Source organism: Telluria sp. LT1R51-2 (genome assembly GCF_059685775.1).
On sequence record NZ_JCASIM010000002.1, the window covers coordinates 374,399 to 392,391 of the forward strand.

Below are 17,993 nucleotides of genomic sequence, written 5' to 3' on the forward strand. Positions count from 1 at the left end.
GGGCCTGTCTATGCTGGCCGATTACCTTCACCTGCACAGGAGCGCCCCATGACCATCGAACGCATCAACCCACCTGCCCTGTACGACGGCGCGCCGCACGGCCTGTCGCACGCCACGATCGACCACGACACCGGCCTGGTGTTCGTCTCCGGCCAGGTCGACTGGGACCGCGACTACCAGGTCAGGCACACCACGCTGGCCGCGCAGACCGAAGGCGCAGCGCGCAACCTGCTCACGGTGCTGGACGCTGCCGGTTCGTCGGTCGAACAGATCCTGCAACTGCGCGTCTACGTGCGCGGCGAAATTGGCGAGCACCTCGACACCGTGGCGCCGATCCTCGTGCAGCACCTGGGCTTGCCCCGCCCTGCTTTGACCGGCATCGGTGTCGCTTCGCTCGCATCACCCGCTACGCTGGTTGAAATCGGGGCCGTCGCGAAGATCGTTCGGCGCTGACCCATCAAGGTGTTTAGTAAACTGGCTAAACAGCCGAGTAAAATCCGGTAATGATTGCCGGGAAACCTGACTCCACCTATAAATGCACCTAGGCTCGAGCACGCGCGTTGATGACAACGTCCGCGTGCCCGATTGCCGCTGGCGCAGCGTATGAAGAACAGGCGACGGGCTATGCGCTCCCGCCACGTGTGGAGACACCAATGACAGCTCGTTTCAAGCCCCAATCCCTTTCCCGTCCTTTCGCGGCGATTGCGATCCTGTTGTTTAGTGCGGCGCCTTTGCAGGCGGCCGAACCGGGCTCCCCGGCGGCGGCGGTGAACGTCTTCATCGGCACCGGCGGCGACGGCCACACCTTCCCTGGCGCGAGCCGCCCGTTCGGGATGGTGCAGCTCAGCCCCGATACCCAGCACCGCCATTTCCGTCAGAGTTATCCGTGGGCCGCCGGCTACAACCACGACGACGGCTCGATCCTCGGCTTCTCGCACACGCACTTCTCGGGTAGCGGCCACTCGGACCTGGGCGACGTGCTCCTGATGCCGTACAGCGGCGAAACCAAACTGGAGCCGGGCTACCCCGAGCGACCATTCTCGGGCTACCGCTCGCGCTTCTCGCACGATCAGGAACAGGCCGAACCAGGCTACTACGCCGTGCGCCTGAAAGACCACAACGTCGATGTCGAACTGACCGCGAGCGAGCGTGTCGGCCTGCACCGCTACAAGTTCAAGGCCGGCGAGCCGGCCAAGGTGCTGCTCGACCTGCGCACCAGCATCTACAACCACGACGGCAAGAACCTGTGGTCGCGCCTGCGCATGCGCGACGCCAGCACCGTCACCGGCATGCGCGAAACGCGCGGCTGGGCGCCGGGCCGTCAGCTGTACTTCGCGATTCGGTTCTCGCGCCCGATCGACACGCGCCAGCTGCTCAATCGCGAAGAAGCGGTCGAGTACAAGGGCTTTGCCCAGCCGGGCAAGACGCCGGGCGACCGCGCACTGGTCGAAGGCAAGGCGCTGATGGGCGACTTCAGTTTCGGCGTGCCGAACGACGGCACCCTGCTGGTGAAGGTCGCGCTCTCGCCCGTCAGCGAAGACAATGCGATTGCCAACCTGGCCGAGATGCCGGGCTGGGATTTCGACGCCGAACGCCGCCGCGCCGGCAAGGCCTGGGACGAGGCGCTGGGCGCCGTCAAGGTCGACGCGCCGGCGCCGATGCGCACGCAGTTCTACACGGCGCTGTACCACACGATGCTGGCGCCGTCGCTGTTCATGGACCTCGACGGCAGCTACCGCGGCCCGGACAACGCGGTGCACAAGGCCAGGGACTTCCGCTTCCACTCGACGTTCTCGCTGTGGGATACCTACCGCGCGCTGCACCCGCTGCTCACGCTCGTCGCGCCCGAACAGCGCAACGCCGACTTCGTCAACTCGCTGATCGCCTCGCAGCAGCACAGCCCCTACGGCGTGCTGCCGGTGTGGCAGTTCCACGGCCTGGAAACCTGGACCATGATCGGCTACCACGCGGTGCCCGTGATCGCCGACGCCTACATGAAGGGCATCCGCGGCTTCGACGCCGACAAGGCCCTGGCCGCGATGACCGCCAGCGCCGAATACGGTCCGTACGGTGGGCTCGAACACTACATGAAGCTGGGCTACGTGCCGATCGACCTGGAAAAGGAAGCGGCCTCCAAGACTGTCGAATACGCGTACGACGACTGGACCATCGCGCGCATGGCCGAGAAGATGGGCAAGAAGGACGTCGCGGCGCGCTACTACCGGCGCGCCCAGAATTACCGCAACGTGTTCGACAAGGACACGGGCTTCATCCGCGCCCGCAAATCCAGCGGTGAATTCCGCACCCCGTTCGATCCGGCGCAGTCGAACTTCGGCAGCGATTACACCGAGGGCAGCGCATGGCAGTATTCGTGGTACATGCCACACGATAACGCGGGCCTGATCGGCTTCCTGGGCGGCGACGCACAGCTCGTGGCCAAAATGGACGAAGTCTTCGATGCCAAGGTCGACGAGAACCTGTACGCGCACATGGAAGACATCTCGGGCCTGATCGGTCACTACGCCCACGGCAACGAGCCGTCGCACCACGTGGCGTACCTGTACAACTACGCCGGCGCGCCGTGGCGTACGCAGGAACGCCTGGCCAACATCATGGCCACGCAGTACAGCGACAAGCCCGATGGCCTGTCGGGCAACGACGATCTGGGCCAGATGTCGGCCTGGTTCGCGTTCACCGCGCTGGGCTTCTATCCGGTCGCCCCGGGAAGCAACGAGTACGTGATCGGCCGCCCGTTCCTCGACAAGGCGACGCTGAACCTGCCCAACGGGAAGCGCTTCACCGTACGCGCCGAGAATCTGTCGGCCACCAATGGCTACGTCGGCCGAGTGACCCTGAACGGCAAACCGCTCGCGCGCACCTTCCTGCGCCATCAGGACATCACGGCCGGCGGCGAGCTGATATTCACGATGCAGGCCACGCCGAACAAGGACTGGGGCACGGCGAAAGACGCGCGCCCGTACACGCAGACCGCATACTGACCGACGCCGTCGATGCCGATTCGCGAGATTCGCCGCGTCGCCTTTATGCTGCACCGCCAGCACAACACGCAATCGGCCAGCCCGTTCTATCTGCCGGTGCTGCACGGCGCCGAGGATGCCTGCCGCAAGCGCGGCATCGCGCTCTCGTTCGTCGTGGTCGGCCCGGCCGAGCCGGTGCTGGATCTGGTGCGCCTGCACCAGCCGGACGCGTTGCTGTGCGCCGGCTTCTTTGAACCGGAACTGGTGGCTGCGCTGCGCGACACCGGCAAACCGCTGGTGCTGCTCGACATGCGCCTGCCCGGCTACCGCTCGGTCAATCCCGACCATGCGCTGGGCGGCTACCTGGCCACGCGCCACCTGCTCGCGCTAGGGCGCCGCCGCATCGCGACGCTCACCGGGCCGCTGTCGCACCACAGCATCCTCGAGCGCTATCGCGGCTTTCGCAGGGCCCTGTTCGAGGCGCACATGCTGGCCGATCCCGACCTCGAAATCCAGCTGCCCAGCATCGGCGACACGCAGGACAATCTGCACGGGGCGGTCGACACCCTGCTGGCGCGCGAACCGCGGCCCGATGCGCTGTTCTGCTACAACGACAGCGCCGCGCTGGCGGCGATGCGCCACTGCCTGGCGCGCGGCCTGCAGGTCCCGCACGACATCGCGATCGTCGGCTTTGACGACATCAGCGCCGCCGCCGCCGCGACCCCGCCCCTGTCGAGCGTCAGCATCGACAAGGATCTGCTGGGCCGGATGGGCGTGGACCTGTTGCTCGACAAATCTGCCACGTCCGGCGTCGAACAGACCCTCACGCTGCGGCTGGTGGTCCGCGCGAGCAGCAACGGCGATGCGCCATGACCGCGCCTGCGGCCATTGTCTGCGCGGGCGAGGCACTGGCCGACCGGCTGCGCCGGGACGGCGACACAAGGCGCAGCCATACTGGCGGCCCGACCTGGAACGTGGCGTGTGCCCTGGCGGGGCTGGGCGTGGCCAGTGGTTTCGCCGGCGCCATCAGCCGCTGCGTGGCTGGCGATGCGCTGTGGCGCGCCAGCGCGGCGGCGGGGCTGGACCTGCGCTATCTGCAGCGGGCCGACATGCCCCACGACGATGCGGCTGACCTGCTGTTCGAGCCGACCAGCATGCCGCCCGGTTGGCAGCAACAGGTGCAGTGGCTGCACGTCGGCAGCATCCGCCTGGCGCGCGGACCGCTCGACCTCACGCTGATCGGATTGGCCGAACAGGCGAAAGCGCACGGGCTGCGCATCAGCTATGACCCGCACTGGCATGCGCTGATGGGGCCAGCGTACGACGTGACGCTGCGACGCATGAGCGAGCTGGCCGACGTGATCAAGGTGGCTGACGACGACCTGCGCGCACTGTTTCGCAGCCACGACACGCTAGGCTCGCTGGGTCGCCTGCGCGCGCGCAATCCGGCCGCGCTGGTGCTGCTCACGCGCAGGGATGGCGGGGCATCGCTGTATCACGGCGTGCAGACGTGGCATGCGCAGGCGCCGGCGGTGGACGTGGTCAACGTGGTCGATGCGATGGGCGCGGTGAGCGCAGGTGAGGCGGGAATGGCCGGGCTGATTTATTCGCTGCAGCAGTGGCCCGATGCGGGCATGGACGCGCACCTGGCATTCGCGGTGGCGGCAGGGGGCGCCGCAGGCCGCATGGGCGGGACGCAGGCACCAGGCCTTGACGCTGTCCGGGCGCTGCTCGGCGCGGTGATGGTTACCCGCTGAGCGCGCCCTGCCGTGGCATCAGGCCGAGGCGGCGCACTGGGCGCCGTCACCGACAAAAGGACGGCAGTCGACGGGGACGTCGATCAGGAACGTCGTGCCCAGCTCGGGCGAACTGTCGACCGACACGCTGCCGCCATGGCTTTCGCCCACGGCCTTGACGAACGGCAGGCCAATGCCCCAGCCCGTGGCCGAGAACGGCCCCGTTTCGCGGCGCAGGTACTCGAAGATCCGGTTGTGCTGCTCTTCGGGAATCGCATTGCCTTCGTTGTGAACGGTCAGCATCAGGCGTCCGCGCGTCTGGTGCGCCATGATGGTGACGGTGCCGCCATCGCCATACTTGATCGCATTGTTGACCAGATTTTCCAGCGCACGCCAGAGCGACGCGCGGCACCAGTGGCCGGTGACCGGCTCGCCGGTCACGTCGACGACGACCTGCGTGCCGTGCTGGCCATGCGCATATTGCTCGCCCAGTTCGCGCGTCAGTCCCAGGATATCGAAGTGCGACAGGTGCAGCGGGATCTTCGCCGCGCCCTGGAACGTCAGGGCGTCGAGCAGTTCGGCCATCATCTCGTTGAGCCGGTCGGCGTTGGTGCCGATGCGGGCAGCGATGTTCTTTACCTGCGACCAGTCGGCCGTCATCGACATGAGCTGCGCGCCATGCGAAACCACCGACAACGGCGTGCGCATGTCGTGCGACAGGGCGGCCGCCATCTTGTGCCGCAGATCTTCGTGGATCTGCGTAAACGAGCGCACGGCCTCGCGCATGGCGGCATTGATCGACGCGTCGATGATGCGCCAGTGGTCGTCGTCCAGGGACACCCTGCCCTTGGCCACAACCGCAATCGACTCGCGCAGGATCTGGTATTCGTGGACCACCTGATCGGGGCCGAACGGGGTCATGCGGGCCCGCTCGGTCCCGTGGACACTGGCTGAATTGTTGCCGCTCACCGCCTGCGTGCGCGGGTGGTCCGGGCTCAGGGCTTCGGCGATATTGTCAAAAAATGCCGGCAGCGTGTTGGTCAACACGGGCCGCAGCAGATTCCGGGCGCCTTCGACGCGTGCACGCACTTCCCGTTCCCAGCGATCCATGACGGCGTCGCGGATGGCGATGAATTGCAACCCGGTAGGCGAAATACCGTGGCGGTCAACATTCTGGTCAGTGGCTAGTGTCATGCAGTCGTCAGTGTCAGGATCAGTGTCAGTGTCAGGGCCGGGCGCGGCAAGCGCGATCGATGGTCAATAAGAGAAGATCAGCGGCGATCAGGGACCGTTCCCGAATTATATAGCGCCCGCTGATGCGTGCCGCGCAGCCGGCCAGCACGCCCGGCGATTTCGGCGCAGGCTGTGGCTGGGCCGCCACGCCCGGCCTGACGTGGGCGGGGCGCCGCGAAACGCCCGCCACCCTACGCGCCGGCCGGCGTCCCCGCGATCCACAATTCCACCCGGTGATCGCGCCGGTCATCCTGCAGTTCGAACGTCCAGTCAGGACACGGCTGGCCATCGAGCAGCAAGCCTTCCATGCCGTCGCCCGCATGCACCGTGATCTCGTAGATCGCGCTGTGATAGCGGTAGCGCAGACTGAAACCGGCCCAGCCAGGCGCCAGGTGCGGCGTCAGGTGCAGGCGCGCACCGTTGCGCGCCACGCCCAGCAGCGCCTCGAGCGCCAGCAGCCAGGTGGCCCCGGCGGCGGCAGTATGCACGCCGCCGATGGCGCGGCCGATGTGCGGCGCCACCGTGCGCACGCCGCCAGTGAGGAAGTACGGCGGCGCAGCGCCGTCGGCCATCCGGTCCGGCGCCAGGGTCGGCGCCAGCGGATCGAGCATGCCGGCCAGCTGCCACGCGCGGCCGGCGTCGCCCAGCCGCGCAAACCCGGTCGCTGCGAGCGCCACCGCGCCATGATCCTGGCCGGGACTGGCCACCACGCGCTCACTCCAGTGCCCGTCGACCGCCGGATCGCACAGCAGCGTGACGCCGTGCGCCTCGTCGACCAGGCGCAGCGCTGCGGCGCGCAGCGCGGCTGCACCGTGTTCGGCGTCGGCCTGCACTGCCCAGCCCTGGGTCGACAACTCGACGCGGCAGGCGGCGTTGGCGATCGAACCGAGCGCATTGCGGCTGTCCAGCCACGTCCAGCGGTACCAGTCGCCGTCCCAGCCATGTTCTTCGCACTGCGCCCTGAGCGCCAGCGCGGCGCCACGGCAGGTGGTGGCAAAACCGAAGTCGCCGCGCCGGTCGGCCACCTCGGCGAAGCGCTGCAGCACGGTCGCCATGAAAAAGCCCGTGCGCACGCTTTCGACACGGCCCGTGACGTCATCGTGATGCAGGCGCGCCGCCGCCAGCGGCAGGCCGCGCTGGCCGAAACGCAGGCAGCCGCGCAGACCGTGCACGCAGTGCTGGTACAGGTCATCCCCGGCGACCAGCCGCGTTGCGTCGCCCGGATCGGCGCCGAATGGCAGTACGGCCAGCAGCGCATCGTCGGCGGTCACGGCCAGGTAGCGCGTCAGCGCGTACGGCAGCCACAGGAAGTCGTCGACCACGGGCGACGGCAGATTGGACTGCGCCGTGGCGAAGTCGCGCGCTGCCTGCAGCAACGCGTTGCGCAGCAGTTCGGGCCGGGCATGCACGCTGGCCAGCAGCGACTGCAGGCGCGTGGCGGGACAGCGCTCGCCCCACGCCGCGCTGATCGCCTGATACGGCAGCCAGGTATTCACACGCAGGTCGAATGATGCATCGGGTGAGCGCAATTCGACCGCACCCAGCGTGCCGTTCCACCAGGTGCGCAGGCGTTCCCACGCGGCGGCGCTGGCGCGCGCGCCGCCGTGCAGTTGCACCTCGCGGCTGGCGTCAAGCGTGCCGGGACCGGCCACGCCCAGCACGAACACCAGTTCGCGCTCTTCGCCCGGCGCCAGCGTGACTGGCACCTGCAAGGCCGCGCACGGTGCACGCCCTGCCCCACTGGCGCCGGACAGGCTGCTGCGCCCCAGCGCCGCCGGTTGCGCGATGCTGCCCTGACGGCCGATGAATTCGTCGCGGTCGCAGGTTGCGGCGACGTCTTCGGCATCGACATGGAAGAACCCCACCTGGTCGCGGAAGTCGTCACTGAACGCATTGCGCGCGAACAGCGCACCGCTGGCCAGGTCGATGCCGGTGACGATCTGCAGGCCGGGGGTGGCGTCGATCGCATCGAGCTGCCACGCGACGAAGCCCGTCACGCTCAGACGGCGCGGCGCATCGCTGTCGTTGCGCAGCCGGAGCACGCTGTATTTGATGGGCGCATCCGGCGCCACGAAGCAGCGCAGCGCCGAATGGATGCCGTGCGCGCCGTGTTCGAATACGGTGTAGCCAACGCCATGCCGGGTGACATACGGTTCCGCCGATGGCGCCGGCCACGGCGTGGGCGACCAGAATGCCCCGCTGTCCTCGTCGCGCAGGTAGAACGCTTCGCCATCCTGCGGTGCGACATCATCGCTGCCGGCGCTCAGGCGCGCAGCGCGCGTGCCACTCCAGGTGACCGCATGGCCGCGTTCCGAGAGCACCGATCCGAAGCCGGGATTGGCCAGCAGGTTGGCCCAGGGCGCCTGCGGCACCGGCACGGCGGCGCTGCTGCGCACCTCGTACTCGCGGCCATCCGGCGTGAAGCCGCCGATGCCATTGTCGAACAGGCGTTCTGGCTGCACGGTGGGCAATGCTTCCGTCATCCACGGCGTCGCCGCGCCAGCCACCAGTGGCGACGGCAAGGCGGCGCCTGGCCGTGCGGCGCGGCGCAACTGGTCTGCCAGATCGCCCCGACCAGACAGCAGCAGCACGCTTGCGCTCGAGCGTAACAGGATGCGGTCTTCCTGCGCGACGCTCTCCCGCAGGAACAGATGCACGCCGCCCGGCGCATCGAAGGTGTCGGGATCGACCAGTGCCATCGCCAGCGTCATCACGCCCTCGCGCACGGCGCGGCTGTCGCACAGCACCAGCAGGTCGACGGCAAAGCCGCGGTTGCGCCAGTAGGTATGCGCCTGCAGCACCTGGCGCGCCAGACCGGTATCGGGACCGTCCGCCAGCTGCAGCAGCAGCACCGGCTGCTCACCAGTGATGCCGCAGGCCAGCAGGTCGGCGCGGCCGCGCACATTGCGCGCGATGACGGCCGGGTCGGCGCGCAGGGCCGGTACCGGCTGCAGCAGGCAGCCGGCCAGGCGGTTGCACAGCTGCGCATCGGCTTCGCTCACGTCCATGCGGCGCAGGAAGGCCTGGGCCTGGGTCCAGGCAGCGTCGATCGCGCGGTCGACCGCGTGGCCGGCGCTGTAGCGGGCCGCCAGTTCACGTGCCATCGCCCGGCTGGCGGCAACGCCCAGCACCAGGTCGACGGTGATCTCCTGCTGCGGCGCCAGCGTGACGGTGCGGCGCAAGGCCAGCAGCGGTTCGTCCGGTTCGGACACGAGGCCGGGCAGCGCGCCGCCGGCGCCGATCGCCTGCGGTGCGCGCAGATCGTGGCCGCGACCGATGAAGCGTGCGCGGTCTGTCTCTACCGTGACGGCAGGCGCGATGTCGCGCACTGCCATGCGGTGCATGACGACCGGCGCGTCGGCCGCCGTGACGCACAGCAGGCTGTCGTTGACGGCGTCAAATTCGATCATCACATGGCTGCGGCCACCCGGCTCGAGCGCCGGTCCGGCCAGCGCTACGCTGCTAGTCAGTTCCAGCGTCAGCGGCTGCAGGCCCTGATTGACGATGCGGATGCGGCGCAGCTCGACGTCGTCGTCCGGCGCCACCACGATATCGGTGTGCACGGCCAATCCACTGTCCAGACAGCGCACGCTGGCCCGACCCTCGGAGAATACGGTTTCGCGCTCGCTCTCTGGCAGAAGGCCCGGCCAGACCTGGCCGGATGCAACGTCGCGTACATGGCAGGTCAAACCGGTTTCGCCAATGCCGGTGCGGGTGATCTGTTTGTCATCCCAGCGGCTGGCGCCAGTGCCATCGCTGGCCACGACCAGGTGATAGCGGCCGTTGGACAGCAACTGGACTTCGGGCAGCGCCGGGGGCTCGCTGCCGATCACGCGGGCATACGGGCGCGCGCTCACGCCCTGGCTGGCGGTGGCTGCGCCGGTGTAATGGCGTTCGGGGGCAGCGCCGGAGACCGGCACCGGTTCTTGCAGCAATGGCAGCGCGGCCCGGAATTCGGGGTCGCGGCAGAAGCGGCGCTGCATCGGCTCGCCCAGCAGATGGCGGGCCAGCGCCAGCAGCGTCATCGCCTGATGGTGCGCGGCATAGGCCCGCACGACGACCTGACGCTCGCCCTGGGGCAAGCGCGCCGGCGCGTAGTCGAGCGACTCGTACAAGCCAAGCTCGCCCAGCATGCCTTGCGCCACGAAGGCGCGCAGGTTGCTGCTGGCCAGGCCGGGCGTCACGCCCAGCGCCAGCGCGGCGGCATGCGGCGCCGCCACCAGGTCGTCATCGCGCTGGCGCTGCAGCGCCGCGGCGGGCAAGCCGAATTGGCCAGACCGGTAGCGCGCGGCAGCGTCCACGGCATTGCAGCGGGATGGCGAAAAGCCCCACAGCACGTCCTTGCCTTTGGCATGCGCGACCTGCGCGCGCACCAGCGCGCGGGCAGCGCTATCGAGCAGCGTGTCGCGCCAGTCCGGCATCCAGAGTTGCGGCGCCAGGAGGTCGGCCATGGCGCCACGGCGCGAGAGCAGCAGCGTATTCGCACCGGCCATGCGCAGCGGGCGGCCCAGCGACCACCAGTGCTGCTGCGGCAGCTGGTCCTGGGCTACAGCGGCAAAACTGGCCATGCGCGATGCGGCGGCCAGCAAGTCGCAGCTGTCGCGGTCCAGTCGTTTGTCGCGCACATCGTAGCCGGTTGCCAGCTGACCGGTGGCGGGATCGACCAGCGCGCCGAAGTCCATGCGCGCGGTATCGCGCGCAGCATCGGCCAGTGCGGCCAGCCGTTCGATGCGCTCCTGCGCACAAGCGCGGCCCGCATCCACCAAGACAGCCAGGCCAGCGCCACCCGTTGCCGGCGCGCCAAGCTGCGCCAGTTCGCGCAGTGTCGGGATGCGGGTCAGGCTGGCCTCGAGCACGTATTCCTGGACTGCACGCATCCACGGCGCCAGCGCATATAGGTCGTCCAGCTGCGCGGTGCAATTGGCAAGCAGACGCTCGACCCAGGCGACCAGTGCTGAATCCATGTCCTCAGGCAGACTGGCTGTCAGGCGTTCGGCATTGGCCAGCGCCAGGCGCAGGCAGTCGGCAAGGCCCGGCAGCGTATCGAGAGCGCGGCAGCGCTCGGGCGCCAGCGCGCCCTCCATCTCGTCCAGCGCGTTGACGAATGGGGCCGGCGCGTCGTGCGCGTGCTCGCGCACGACCAGCAATGTGGCGCGGATGCCGTCCGGCGCCGCGCCGGCGATCGGCTGGTCAAGCAGTTCGTCCATGCCGACGACAAAGGTGCGCAGCGCGAGCACCAGGCTGCCGCTGGCCGCGGTATCGACATGGTGTGGCTCGAGCGGCGCCAGCGTGGCGCCGTCATACCAGTGCAGCAGATGCCCGTTCCAGCGTTCGAGCAGCGCCAGCGAGGCGAACGTGCGCTCGCTGCGTTCCAGCAGGCCGCCCAGTGGCAGGAAGCCGAAGTCGCGTGCACTCAGTGTGGCCAGCAGGCCAAGGCCAATGCCATCGGGCGAGACACGCGCATCGACCGCCGGCTCGGGATGCTCAAGCACGGCGTGCGGCGCCAGCCCATGGCCATCGGCGCCATGACGTTCGAAGAAGCCCCAGGTGCGGCGCGCCAGCGCGCGCAGGAATCCGTCCTGCGCCGGCGCGAGGCGCACGCTGCGGCGGGTCACCTGGCTCGTCCACCAGGCCAGCACCGGCGACAGGAACCACACCAGCAGCAGCGGCGCCGTGGCGAACACGGCGTAGGGGTTGGCAAAGCTGACCAGCATCGCGGTGGCCATCGCCAGCAGCGGCGGGAACCACATGGCGCGGCCGTTGATTTCCAGCGAGCGGCCAGGCGCTGCCCCTGCTTGCGTATCGAGCAAGCCGCGCTGCGTCACATGCCGGCGCCACAGCCCACGCACCAGGGCATGGGCATCGACCAGTGCTGCATGCGGCAGGAAGGCTGCCCACAAGGCGCTGCGCGTGAGCGTCACGCGGGCGCCACGCGCCCAGCCGTCAAGGTGCTGGCGCCATGGTGCGTCGAGTGGCCGGTCTCCCAGCGCCACCAGCATGCCGACCAGCGCCGGCACGAACACGATCCCCAGCACCGCCGCGGTCCAGAACACGGGCGCGGCCAGCAGGCTCCAGCACAGGATCAGCAGTGCGAGCGACGCCGGCGCGACCAGGCTGGCGCGCAGCGCGTCGAACAGCGTCCAGCGTGCATGCGCGTGTTTGAGGCCATCGGGGCCACGGCCGAGGCGATGTGCCGATTGCCAGGCCGCGCGCACGGCGCGGTGCCGGCGCAGCATGTATTCACCATACGTGGGCGCGCGCAGCGCATTCACGCGCACGTCCGCCACGCGCCCGGCGCGCAGACGGTCCCGCTCGACTGGGCCGGGCAAGGCGCGGCCGTCGTCGTGCAGAACATCGCCGCAGGCACGGCGCCATGCGTCAACGTCGTGAATCGCGACCCAGCCGTGGCTTGCGGCCTGCGCAGCCCCGCCCATCCGGGCAAAGCGCGGCGCGCGATGGCCCGGTGGCGCAGGGCCACGGGCGGGCAGCAGCATGCCGTGCCCTTCGAGCACGCGGCCGCTGTCATCCTGTACCGGCTGGTGCAGCGGATGCGCCATCGCGGCTACCAGGCTGCGCGCGGCGTCGCGCGGCAGGCCGGCGTTGGCATCGAGTGCAATCACGTAGCGCATCGCAGTGCCAGCGCCGGTGTTGCCGGCAGCGAGCAGGAAGCGTTCGCGCGCGCCGCACAGCCAGGCGTTCAGGTCGGCGATCTGGCCGCGCTGGCGCTCCTGGCCGATCCAGGCTTGCTGGTCGATGCTCCAGGTGCGCGCCCGTACCAGCAGCATGAACGGTCCGGCGTCAGCATGGCCATAACGCGCATTCAATGCATCGATGGCGGCGCTGGCCTGCGCCAGCAAGGCGTCGTCCGCCGGCAGCGTTGCGCTGGCGGCATCGGGCAGGTCGAGCAGCAGGCAAAAGCGCAGGTTCGGGTCGCGGTTGCCGAGGTAACGCACTTCGAGTTCTGCGCGCAGCCGTTCGATCGCGGCAGCGTCGCCCGCTTGCGCGCAGACGGCAACGACGCTCCGGCATGCGTCAGGAATGCCGGCGCTGAAATCCATGCGCGGCGTGGTGACAGGCGGGATGCGCCAGCGTTCCATCATGCGCACCAGGGACAGCGCCAGCGCGCTCGCCCCCGGCAGCGCCAGCAGGCCAATCAGCGCCAGCAACCACGCGCTGGCATCGCCCTGACGCGCGTGGACGAGGATGGCGGCCGTCAACAGCAGCAGCAGGACCGCAGTCGCGCCGATGCGGGCAGCAACCGGCGCCCTGTTTGCCAGGGCCGGCAGGTAGTGGCCCACGTGACGGGTGCGCACGTCCAGGCCACCTTCGCCTGGTGCGCGATGCGTGCCGGCCAGCGTCAGCGCGTCGCGCGCGACGTCGGCTTCATCGACTTTGGCAGCCCGGGCGCGGCGCGCAATCGCGTGCCGGTAGCTGTCGCGGGTGGCGCCGTCCATGGCGGCGTAACTGCCATCCGGATCGGTGCGCAGCAGCGCGTCGACCGCGCCATGCGTCTCGGCGAACGCGCGCCAGTCGATCCCGCCAAGCAGACGCAGACTGGCCAGGGTGTTGCCGGCCGAGATGGCATCCTCGGCCTGTTCGCTGTGTTCGCGCTGCGTGTGCTGCGCGATGCTGGTGCCGGCATCGGCCAGGCGCGCGTCGAGCCAGTCCAGGACCTGGGTCACGGCGCCGCCGCGGCCGTGCAGGCGCCGCGCCAGTTCGGCGATGAAGCTGTCGCTGGCCTCGACGCTGCGCATCATGTCGGCCACCAGCAGGATCAGGTCACCGGGCCGCGTCTCTGCCGTGTCCAGCAGGCGCACGGCCCACCCTGCGGCCTGTTCATGCGCGGCGCAGGCACGCGCTGCGCGCGCAGCCAGGCGCCGCAGGTTGTCGATCAGGGCCAGGCGCAGGAGCGCCGGCAGCGCGTCCAGTTCGGCGATGCGCAGCAGTGCGCTTTCCTGGTAAGCGCCCACGAACAGCGCCAGTTCATCCGCGTCGATGCGGCCATCGCCATGCGCGACCACGTCGAGCACCAGGCGCCAGGCGCGCACGGCGCCATCCGGCGCCAGTGTCGGCAGGACCGCAGCGCCAGGCCGCAGGCCGTCACGCGCCAGGCGCACCTGGGCGTCGAGAAGGTGGTGCTGGTCGAGCAGGCGCGCGCCGGCAGGCGGCAGCGCAAAGCCAGTACGCGCGGCCTGGTCGAGCGCGTCGCACGAAGCGGCGATAGCGTCGGCGTTCGTCGCCAGCAGTGCGCGCAAGGCCTTGGCGCCGCCCTTGCCGGCCGTGGTGGGTTGCAGTACGTGGCGCGCCGCCAACTGGCGTGCGTGTTCCGCGCGCTGGAGCGCGCCGGGAGGTGCTGCGCGCCATGGCGCATCGTCGCCGGTTGCACGCGCCGCATCATGCGGCGTGCGCTGCCCGGCGGGCAGGTTGTGGTTCTTGACGTTCAACGGGGCCTCGGGACTGAGCGTGCGCAGCAGACCGCTGGAGCACAGTGGCGTCCGGGACGGATCAGGGCAGGAAACGCTGGGCGCGCACGGCTGATCCCATGCTAGGCAAAGACCCGCGTCATTACTGTGCGCTGACGAACACACCCCACCGATGGGCGGCAGGCATCCGCGCCCCGGCGATCAGATGGCGAGCGCGAACCCGCCTACCAGCGACCAGGCGCCGGGATGACCCAGAGCGCGCAAGGCCTGCGCCGCGCGGGCGCTGCGGACACCACTGCGGCAGACGAACAGCAGCGGCGCCGCCACGCCCAGCCACTGGGGCGCCTCGTCGGCAACGCACGCCAGCGGCACGTTGCGTACCGCGTGGCCGTGCAGCCGAACCGCGCCCCCACCCGTACCCGTGCCCGCGACGCTGTGTTCGCGCAAGTCGCGCACGTCGATCACGAGCGCTTCCGGATGCGCAGCGAGCCAGTTGCGGGCAGCATCGGCGGGCACCAGCATTGCGCTGTCGATGGCGCCATCCATCGCCGGCTCGGCGCCTGACATCGGCATCGGCATCGGCGCGGCCAGCGCGGCGCCGCAGCGCGCGATACGCTCGCAGGCCAGATCGAGCGACGCGTCGTCAAGCAGCGCGCCAAACGACAGGCGCACCGCCGCCGCGCTGCGCCAGGCCGGCACACCCATCGCATCGAGCACGTAGCTCGACCCGGCTTTCCCCGCAGAACACGCCGAGCCGGCACTGACGCGCATGCCGGCGGCATCGAACAGGTCAAGCAGCGTGGCGCTGGCGACATCCGGCACCGAAAAATTGATGGTCGTGGGAAGCGATAGCGCCATCGGCGCATTGAACACGATGCCGGGCAAGGCCGCTTCGAGCGCCGCTACCAGGCGCGCGCGGCATGCCAGCAGCGCGGCGCCGTCGCGGAAGGTGTCGCCCCGCTCCAGCGCCGAGAACACGGCACCCAGCGCTGCGATGCCGGCCATGTTTTCGGTGCCGGAACGCTGGCCGTCTTCCTGCCCGCCGCCGCACATCAGCGGCGTGTAGGGCGCACCGCGCCGCACGTACAGCATGCCGATACCTTTCGGCGCATACAGCTTGTGCCCCGAGAACGGCGCGTAGTCGATGCGGCTTGCGGCCAGGTCGAGCGGGAGCTTGCCCAGCGCCTGCACGCAATCGACCAGCCACAGGGCGTCGCTGCCAGTGTCACGCAAAACGGCTTCGATACCGTGCAGGTCGGACACCACGCCCGTTTCATTGTTCGCTGCCATCGTGCACACCAATGCCACGCGCGGTGCCAATGCGCGCAGCACGTCGAGCCGGTGGCGGCCATCGCCATCGACCGGCAGCATGCGCAGTTCCAGGCCTGTGCCGAGCAGGCGGTTCCAGTGCGCCAGGCTTTCAGGCACCGCCTTGTGTTCGGTCGCGCCGATCAGGACGATGTCGCCGCAGGCTTCACCGCGCGCGCGCCGCTCACGCACTGCGCACAGGGCCGAGAGCACGGCCGTCTGGATGCCTTCGGTGGCGCCGCTGTTGAACATCAACCGGCCATCCCCCGCGCCGACCACGCGGGCCGCACTGGCGCGCACGCTCTCGCGCAGTGCCCGGGCGCGCAGGCCCGTCGCATGGCTGCTGCTCGGGTTGCCGAAGCCGTCCTGCATGGCGGCCATGGCGGCGGCTGCCGCGGCCGGCAATACCGGTGAGGTCGCATTGGTATCGAGGTAGATTTCGGTCTGCATGAATAGGTGCCAAAAATATAAAAAAGGTGTCGCACAACATGTTATTGTCCAGTAATATGGTACGGGCTAAAGACGGTCAATACGTTCCAAACTTTCTGGTTTCCGATCAAACAGTAGGATAATTATTCTTATAATCAGCAATGCGGAATATGAATTCACTCGACAAGTTTGATTGCGCGATCCTTGCTGCCCTGCAGGCGGATGCCACCTTGTCCATTTCGGGGCTGAGCGAAAAGGTCGGGCTGTCCAGCACGCCTTGCTGGAAACGCGTCAAGCGCCTGGAAGAAGAAGGCTTCATCGAAAGCCGCGTTTCCATCGTCAATCGCGAAAAGGTCGGCTTGCCGGTCACCGTGTTTGTCAGCGTCAAGACGCCCGAGCACGATGAAAAATGGCTCGCGCGTTTTGCCGCCGCCGTGATCGCGCTGCCCGAAGTGCTGGAGTTCCATCGCATGAGCGGCGACGTCGATTACCTGCTCAAGGTCGTCACCACCGATATCGCCGGCTACGACCGCTTCTATAAAAAGCTGATCAAGACCGCGCGCCTGACCGGCGTCTCGTCGGCGTTCTCGATGGAGCAGATCAAGTCCACCACCGCCCTGCCCCTTGAACTGATCTCGCACGGCACGCCAACCTGAGTCTTTACAGGCGTTCTGCGCTTTCGCCGTGTACATGAATCGTGCGATGATGGCGCCCGTCCACATCAACGGGAGACTGAGTCAATGCCATCGAAAATCACCATGGCGCCGCTGGCGCTGGCCGCACTGATTGCCACCATCGGCGTGCACGCGCACGCTGCCGAGCAGGTCGTCAAGATCGGCGTCAGCGGTCCGCTGTCGGGCGCCAATGCGTTTGCCGGCAAGGACAATGAAAACGGCGTGCGCATGGCCATCGAAGAGCTCAACGCACAGAAGATCCAGGTCGGCGCCAACGTGCTGCGCTTCGTGCTGCAATCCGAAGACGACGCGGGCGACCCGAAACAGGGTGTGACCGTGGCCCAGAAATTCGCCGACGCCGGCGTCAAGTTCGTGCTGGGTCCTTACAACTCCGGCGTGGCGATTCCCGCCTCGCGCGTCTACAACGACAGCGGCATCCTGATGTCGACGGTCGGCACCAATCCCAAGATCACCGCCAGCGGCTACCCGACCGTGTTTCGCATCGTCGCGAGCGATACGCAGGTGGGCGCCTCGGTCGCCGGCTACGCAGCCAAGGAACTCAAGATCAAGAACATCGGTGTGATCGACGATCGCACGGCGTTCGGCCAGGGCATCGCGATGGAGTTCAAGCGCCAGGCGCAGCAGGCCGGCATCAAGGTCGCCGGCCACGAGTTCACCAACGAGAAGGCGAGCGACTTCGCCGCGATTCTGACCGCGCTGCGCGCCAAGAAAGTCGACGCCATCTTCTACGGCGGCTACGCGCCGCAGGCCGCGCCGATGGTGCGCCAGATGAAGCAGCTCGGCCTGAACGTGCCGCTGCTGGGCGGCGACACGCTGTGCAGCCCCGAGATGGCAAGACTCGGCGGCGCTGCAGTTGGCGAGAACGTGCGCTGCGCGCAGGCCGGCGCGATCGTCGCCAAGCAGCCGGGTGGCGCTGCCTTTTTGGCCGGCTACAAGAAGCGCTTCGGGCGCGAGCCGGACGTGTATGCGCCGTCGTTCTACGACCAGACCAAGTTCATCGCGCAGGCGATCCAGTCGGCCAAGACGGTCGATGCCAAGGCCGTTGGCGTCGCGATGCACACGATCAGCTACCAGGGTGTGGTGGGCACCTACGGCTATGACCCCAAGGGCAATCTGAAGAAAACGGCCGTCACAGTCTACACATTCAAGAACGGCGCCCTCACGCCGCTGGCCAGCTACTGATTCTTTACC

9 protein-coding genes are annotated in these 17,993 nt (G+C 68.7%); 6 read left to right on the forward strand and 3 right to left on the reverse strand.

The window, feature by feature from the left end; translation table 11 throughout:
- Positions 1-48: 48 nt before the first annotated feature.
- The 4 genes from AC56LH_RS19895 (at position 49) to AC56LH_RS19910 (ending at position 4,735) form a co-directional block, all read left to right on the forward strand.
- Positions 49-453: a RidA family protein gene (locus tag AC56LH_RS19895; RefSeq protein WP_499649033.1), complete on the forward strand. Its 405-nt coding sequence runs from the start codon at positions 49-51 to the stop codon at positions 451-453.
- Positions 454-653: 200 nt separating this feature from the next.
- On the forward strand, positions 654-2,999 hold the full coding sequence (locus AC56LH_RS19900; protein ID WP_499649035.1) for a GH92 family glycosyl hydrolase: 2,346 nt from the start codon (positions 654-656) through the stop codon (positions 2,997-2,999).
- Between the two features lie 12 nt (positions 3,000-3,011).
- Positions 3,012-3,851: a LacI family DNA-binding transcriptional regulator gene (locus tag AC56LH_RS19905; RefSeq protein ID WP_499649036.1), complete on the forward strand. Its 840-nt coding sequence runs from the start codon at positions 3,012-3,014 to the stop codon at positions 3,849-3,851.
- Complete coding sequence (locus AC56LH_RS19910) at positions 3,848-4,735, forward strand: PfkB family carbohydrate kinase (RefSeq protein WP_499649038.1); 888 nt, start codon at positions 3,848-3,850, stop codon at positions 4,733-4,735. Before AC56LH_RS19905 ends, AC56LH_RS19910 begins: the two co-directional genes overlap by 4 nt.
- Before the next feature lie 18 nt (positions 4,736-4,753).
- On the opposite strand, the gene AC56LH_RS19915 is transcribed toward AC56LH_RS19910, so the two are convergent.
- The 3 genes from AC56LH_RS19915 to AC56LH_RS19925 form a co-directional block, all read right to left on the reverse strand.
- Complete coding sequence (locus AC56LH_RS19915) at positions 4,754-5,908, reverse strand: sensor histidine kinase (RefSeq protein ID WP_499649040.1); 1,155 nt, start codon at positions 5,906-5,908, stop codon at positions 4,754-4,756.
- Positions 5,909-6,138: 230 nt separating this feature from the next.
- Positions 6,139-14,391, reverse strand: coding sequence for a GH36-type glycosyl hydrolase domain-containing protein (locus tag AC56LH_RS19920; protein WP_499649042.1), 8,253 nt, complete (start codon positions 14,389-14,391; stop codon positions 6,139-6,141).
- Between the two features lie 180 nt (positions 14,392-14,571).
- Complete coding sequence (locus tag AC56LH_RS19925) at positions 14,572-16,128, reverse strand: aminotransferase class V-fold PLP-dependent enzyme (RefSeq protein ID WP_499649044.1); 1,557 nt, start codon at positions 16,126-16,128, stop codon at positions 14,572-14,574.
- 149 nt (positions 16,129-16,277) lie between these two features.
- On the opposite strand from AC56LH_RS19925, the gene AC56LH_RS19930 reads away from it, so the two are divergent.
- Both AC56LH_RS19930 and AC56LH_RS19935 read left to right on the forward strand, forming a co-directional pair.
- Positions 16,278-16,763, forward strand: coding sequence for an Lrp/AsnC family transcriptional regulator (locus tag AC56LH_RS19930; RefSeq protein WP_343028404.1), 486 nt, complete (start codon positions 16,278-16,280; stop codon positions 16,761-16,763).
- A gap of 84 nt (positions 16,764-16,847) precedes the next feature.
- On the forward strand, positions 16,848-17,984 hold the full coding sequence (locus tag AC56LH_RS19935) for a branched-chain amino acid ABC transporter substrate-binding protein (protein ID WP_499649046.1): 1,137 nt from the start codon (positions 16,848-16,850) through the stop codon (positions 17,982-17,984).
- Positions 17,985-17,993: the final 9 nt, after the last annotated feature.

What these genes read in the sequence shown, in the direction of transcription:
- AC56LH_RS19895 (WP_499649033.1), top strand. Translation starts at nt 49, where the DNA reads ATGACCATCGAACGCATCAACCCACCTGCCCTGTACGACGGCGCGCCG.
- AC56LH_RS19900 (WP_499649035.1), top strand. Translation starts at nt 654, where the DNA reads ATGACAGCTCGTTTCAAGCCCCAATCCCTTTCCCGTCCTTTCGCGGCG.
- AC56LH_RS19905 (WP_499649036.1), top strand. Translation starts at nt 3,012, where the DNA reads ATGCCGATTCGCGAGATTCGCCGCGTCGCCTTTATGCTGCACCGCCAG.
- AC56LH_RS19910 (WP_499649038.1), top strand. Translation starts at nt 3,848, where the DNA reads ATGACCGCGCCTGCGGCCATTGTCTGCGCGGGCGAGGCACTGGCCGAC.
- AC56LH_RS19915 (WP_499649040.1), bottom strand. Translation starts at nt 5,908, where the DNA reads ATGACACTAGCCACTGACCAGAATGTTGACCGCCACGGTATTTCGCCT.
- AC56LH_RS19925 (WP_499649044.1), bottom strand. Translation starts at nt 16,128, where the DNA reads ATGCAGACCGAAATCTACCTCGATACCAATGCGACCTCACCGGTATTG.
- AC56LH_RS19930 (WP_343028404.1), top strand. Translation starts at nt 16,278, where the DNA reads ATGAATTCACTCGACAAGTTTGATTGCGCGATCCTTGCTGCCCTGCAG.
- AC56LH_RS19935 (WP_499649046.1), top strand. Translation starts at nt 16,848, where the DNA reads ATGCCATCGAAAATCACCATGGCGCCGCTGGCGCTGGCCGCACTGATT.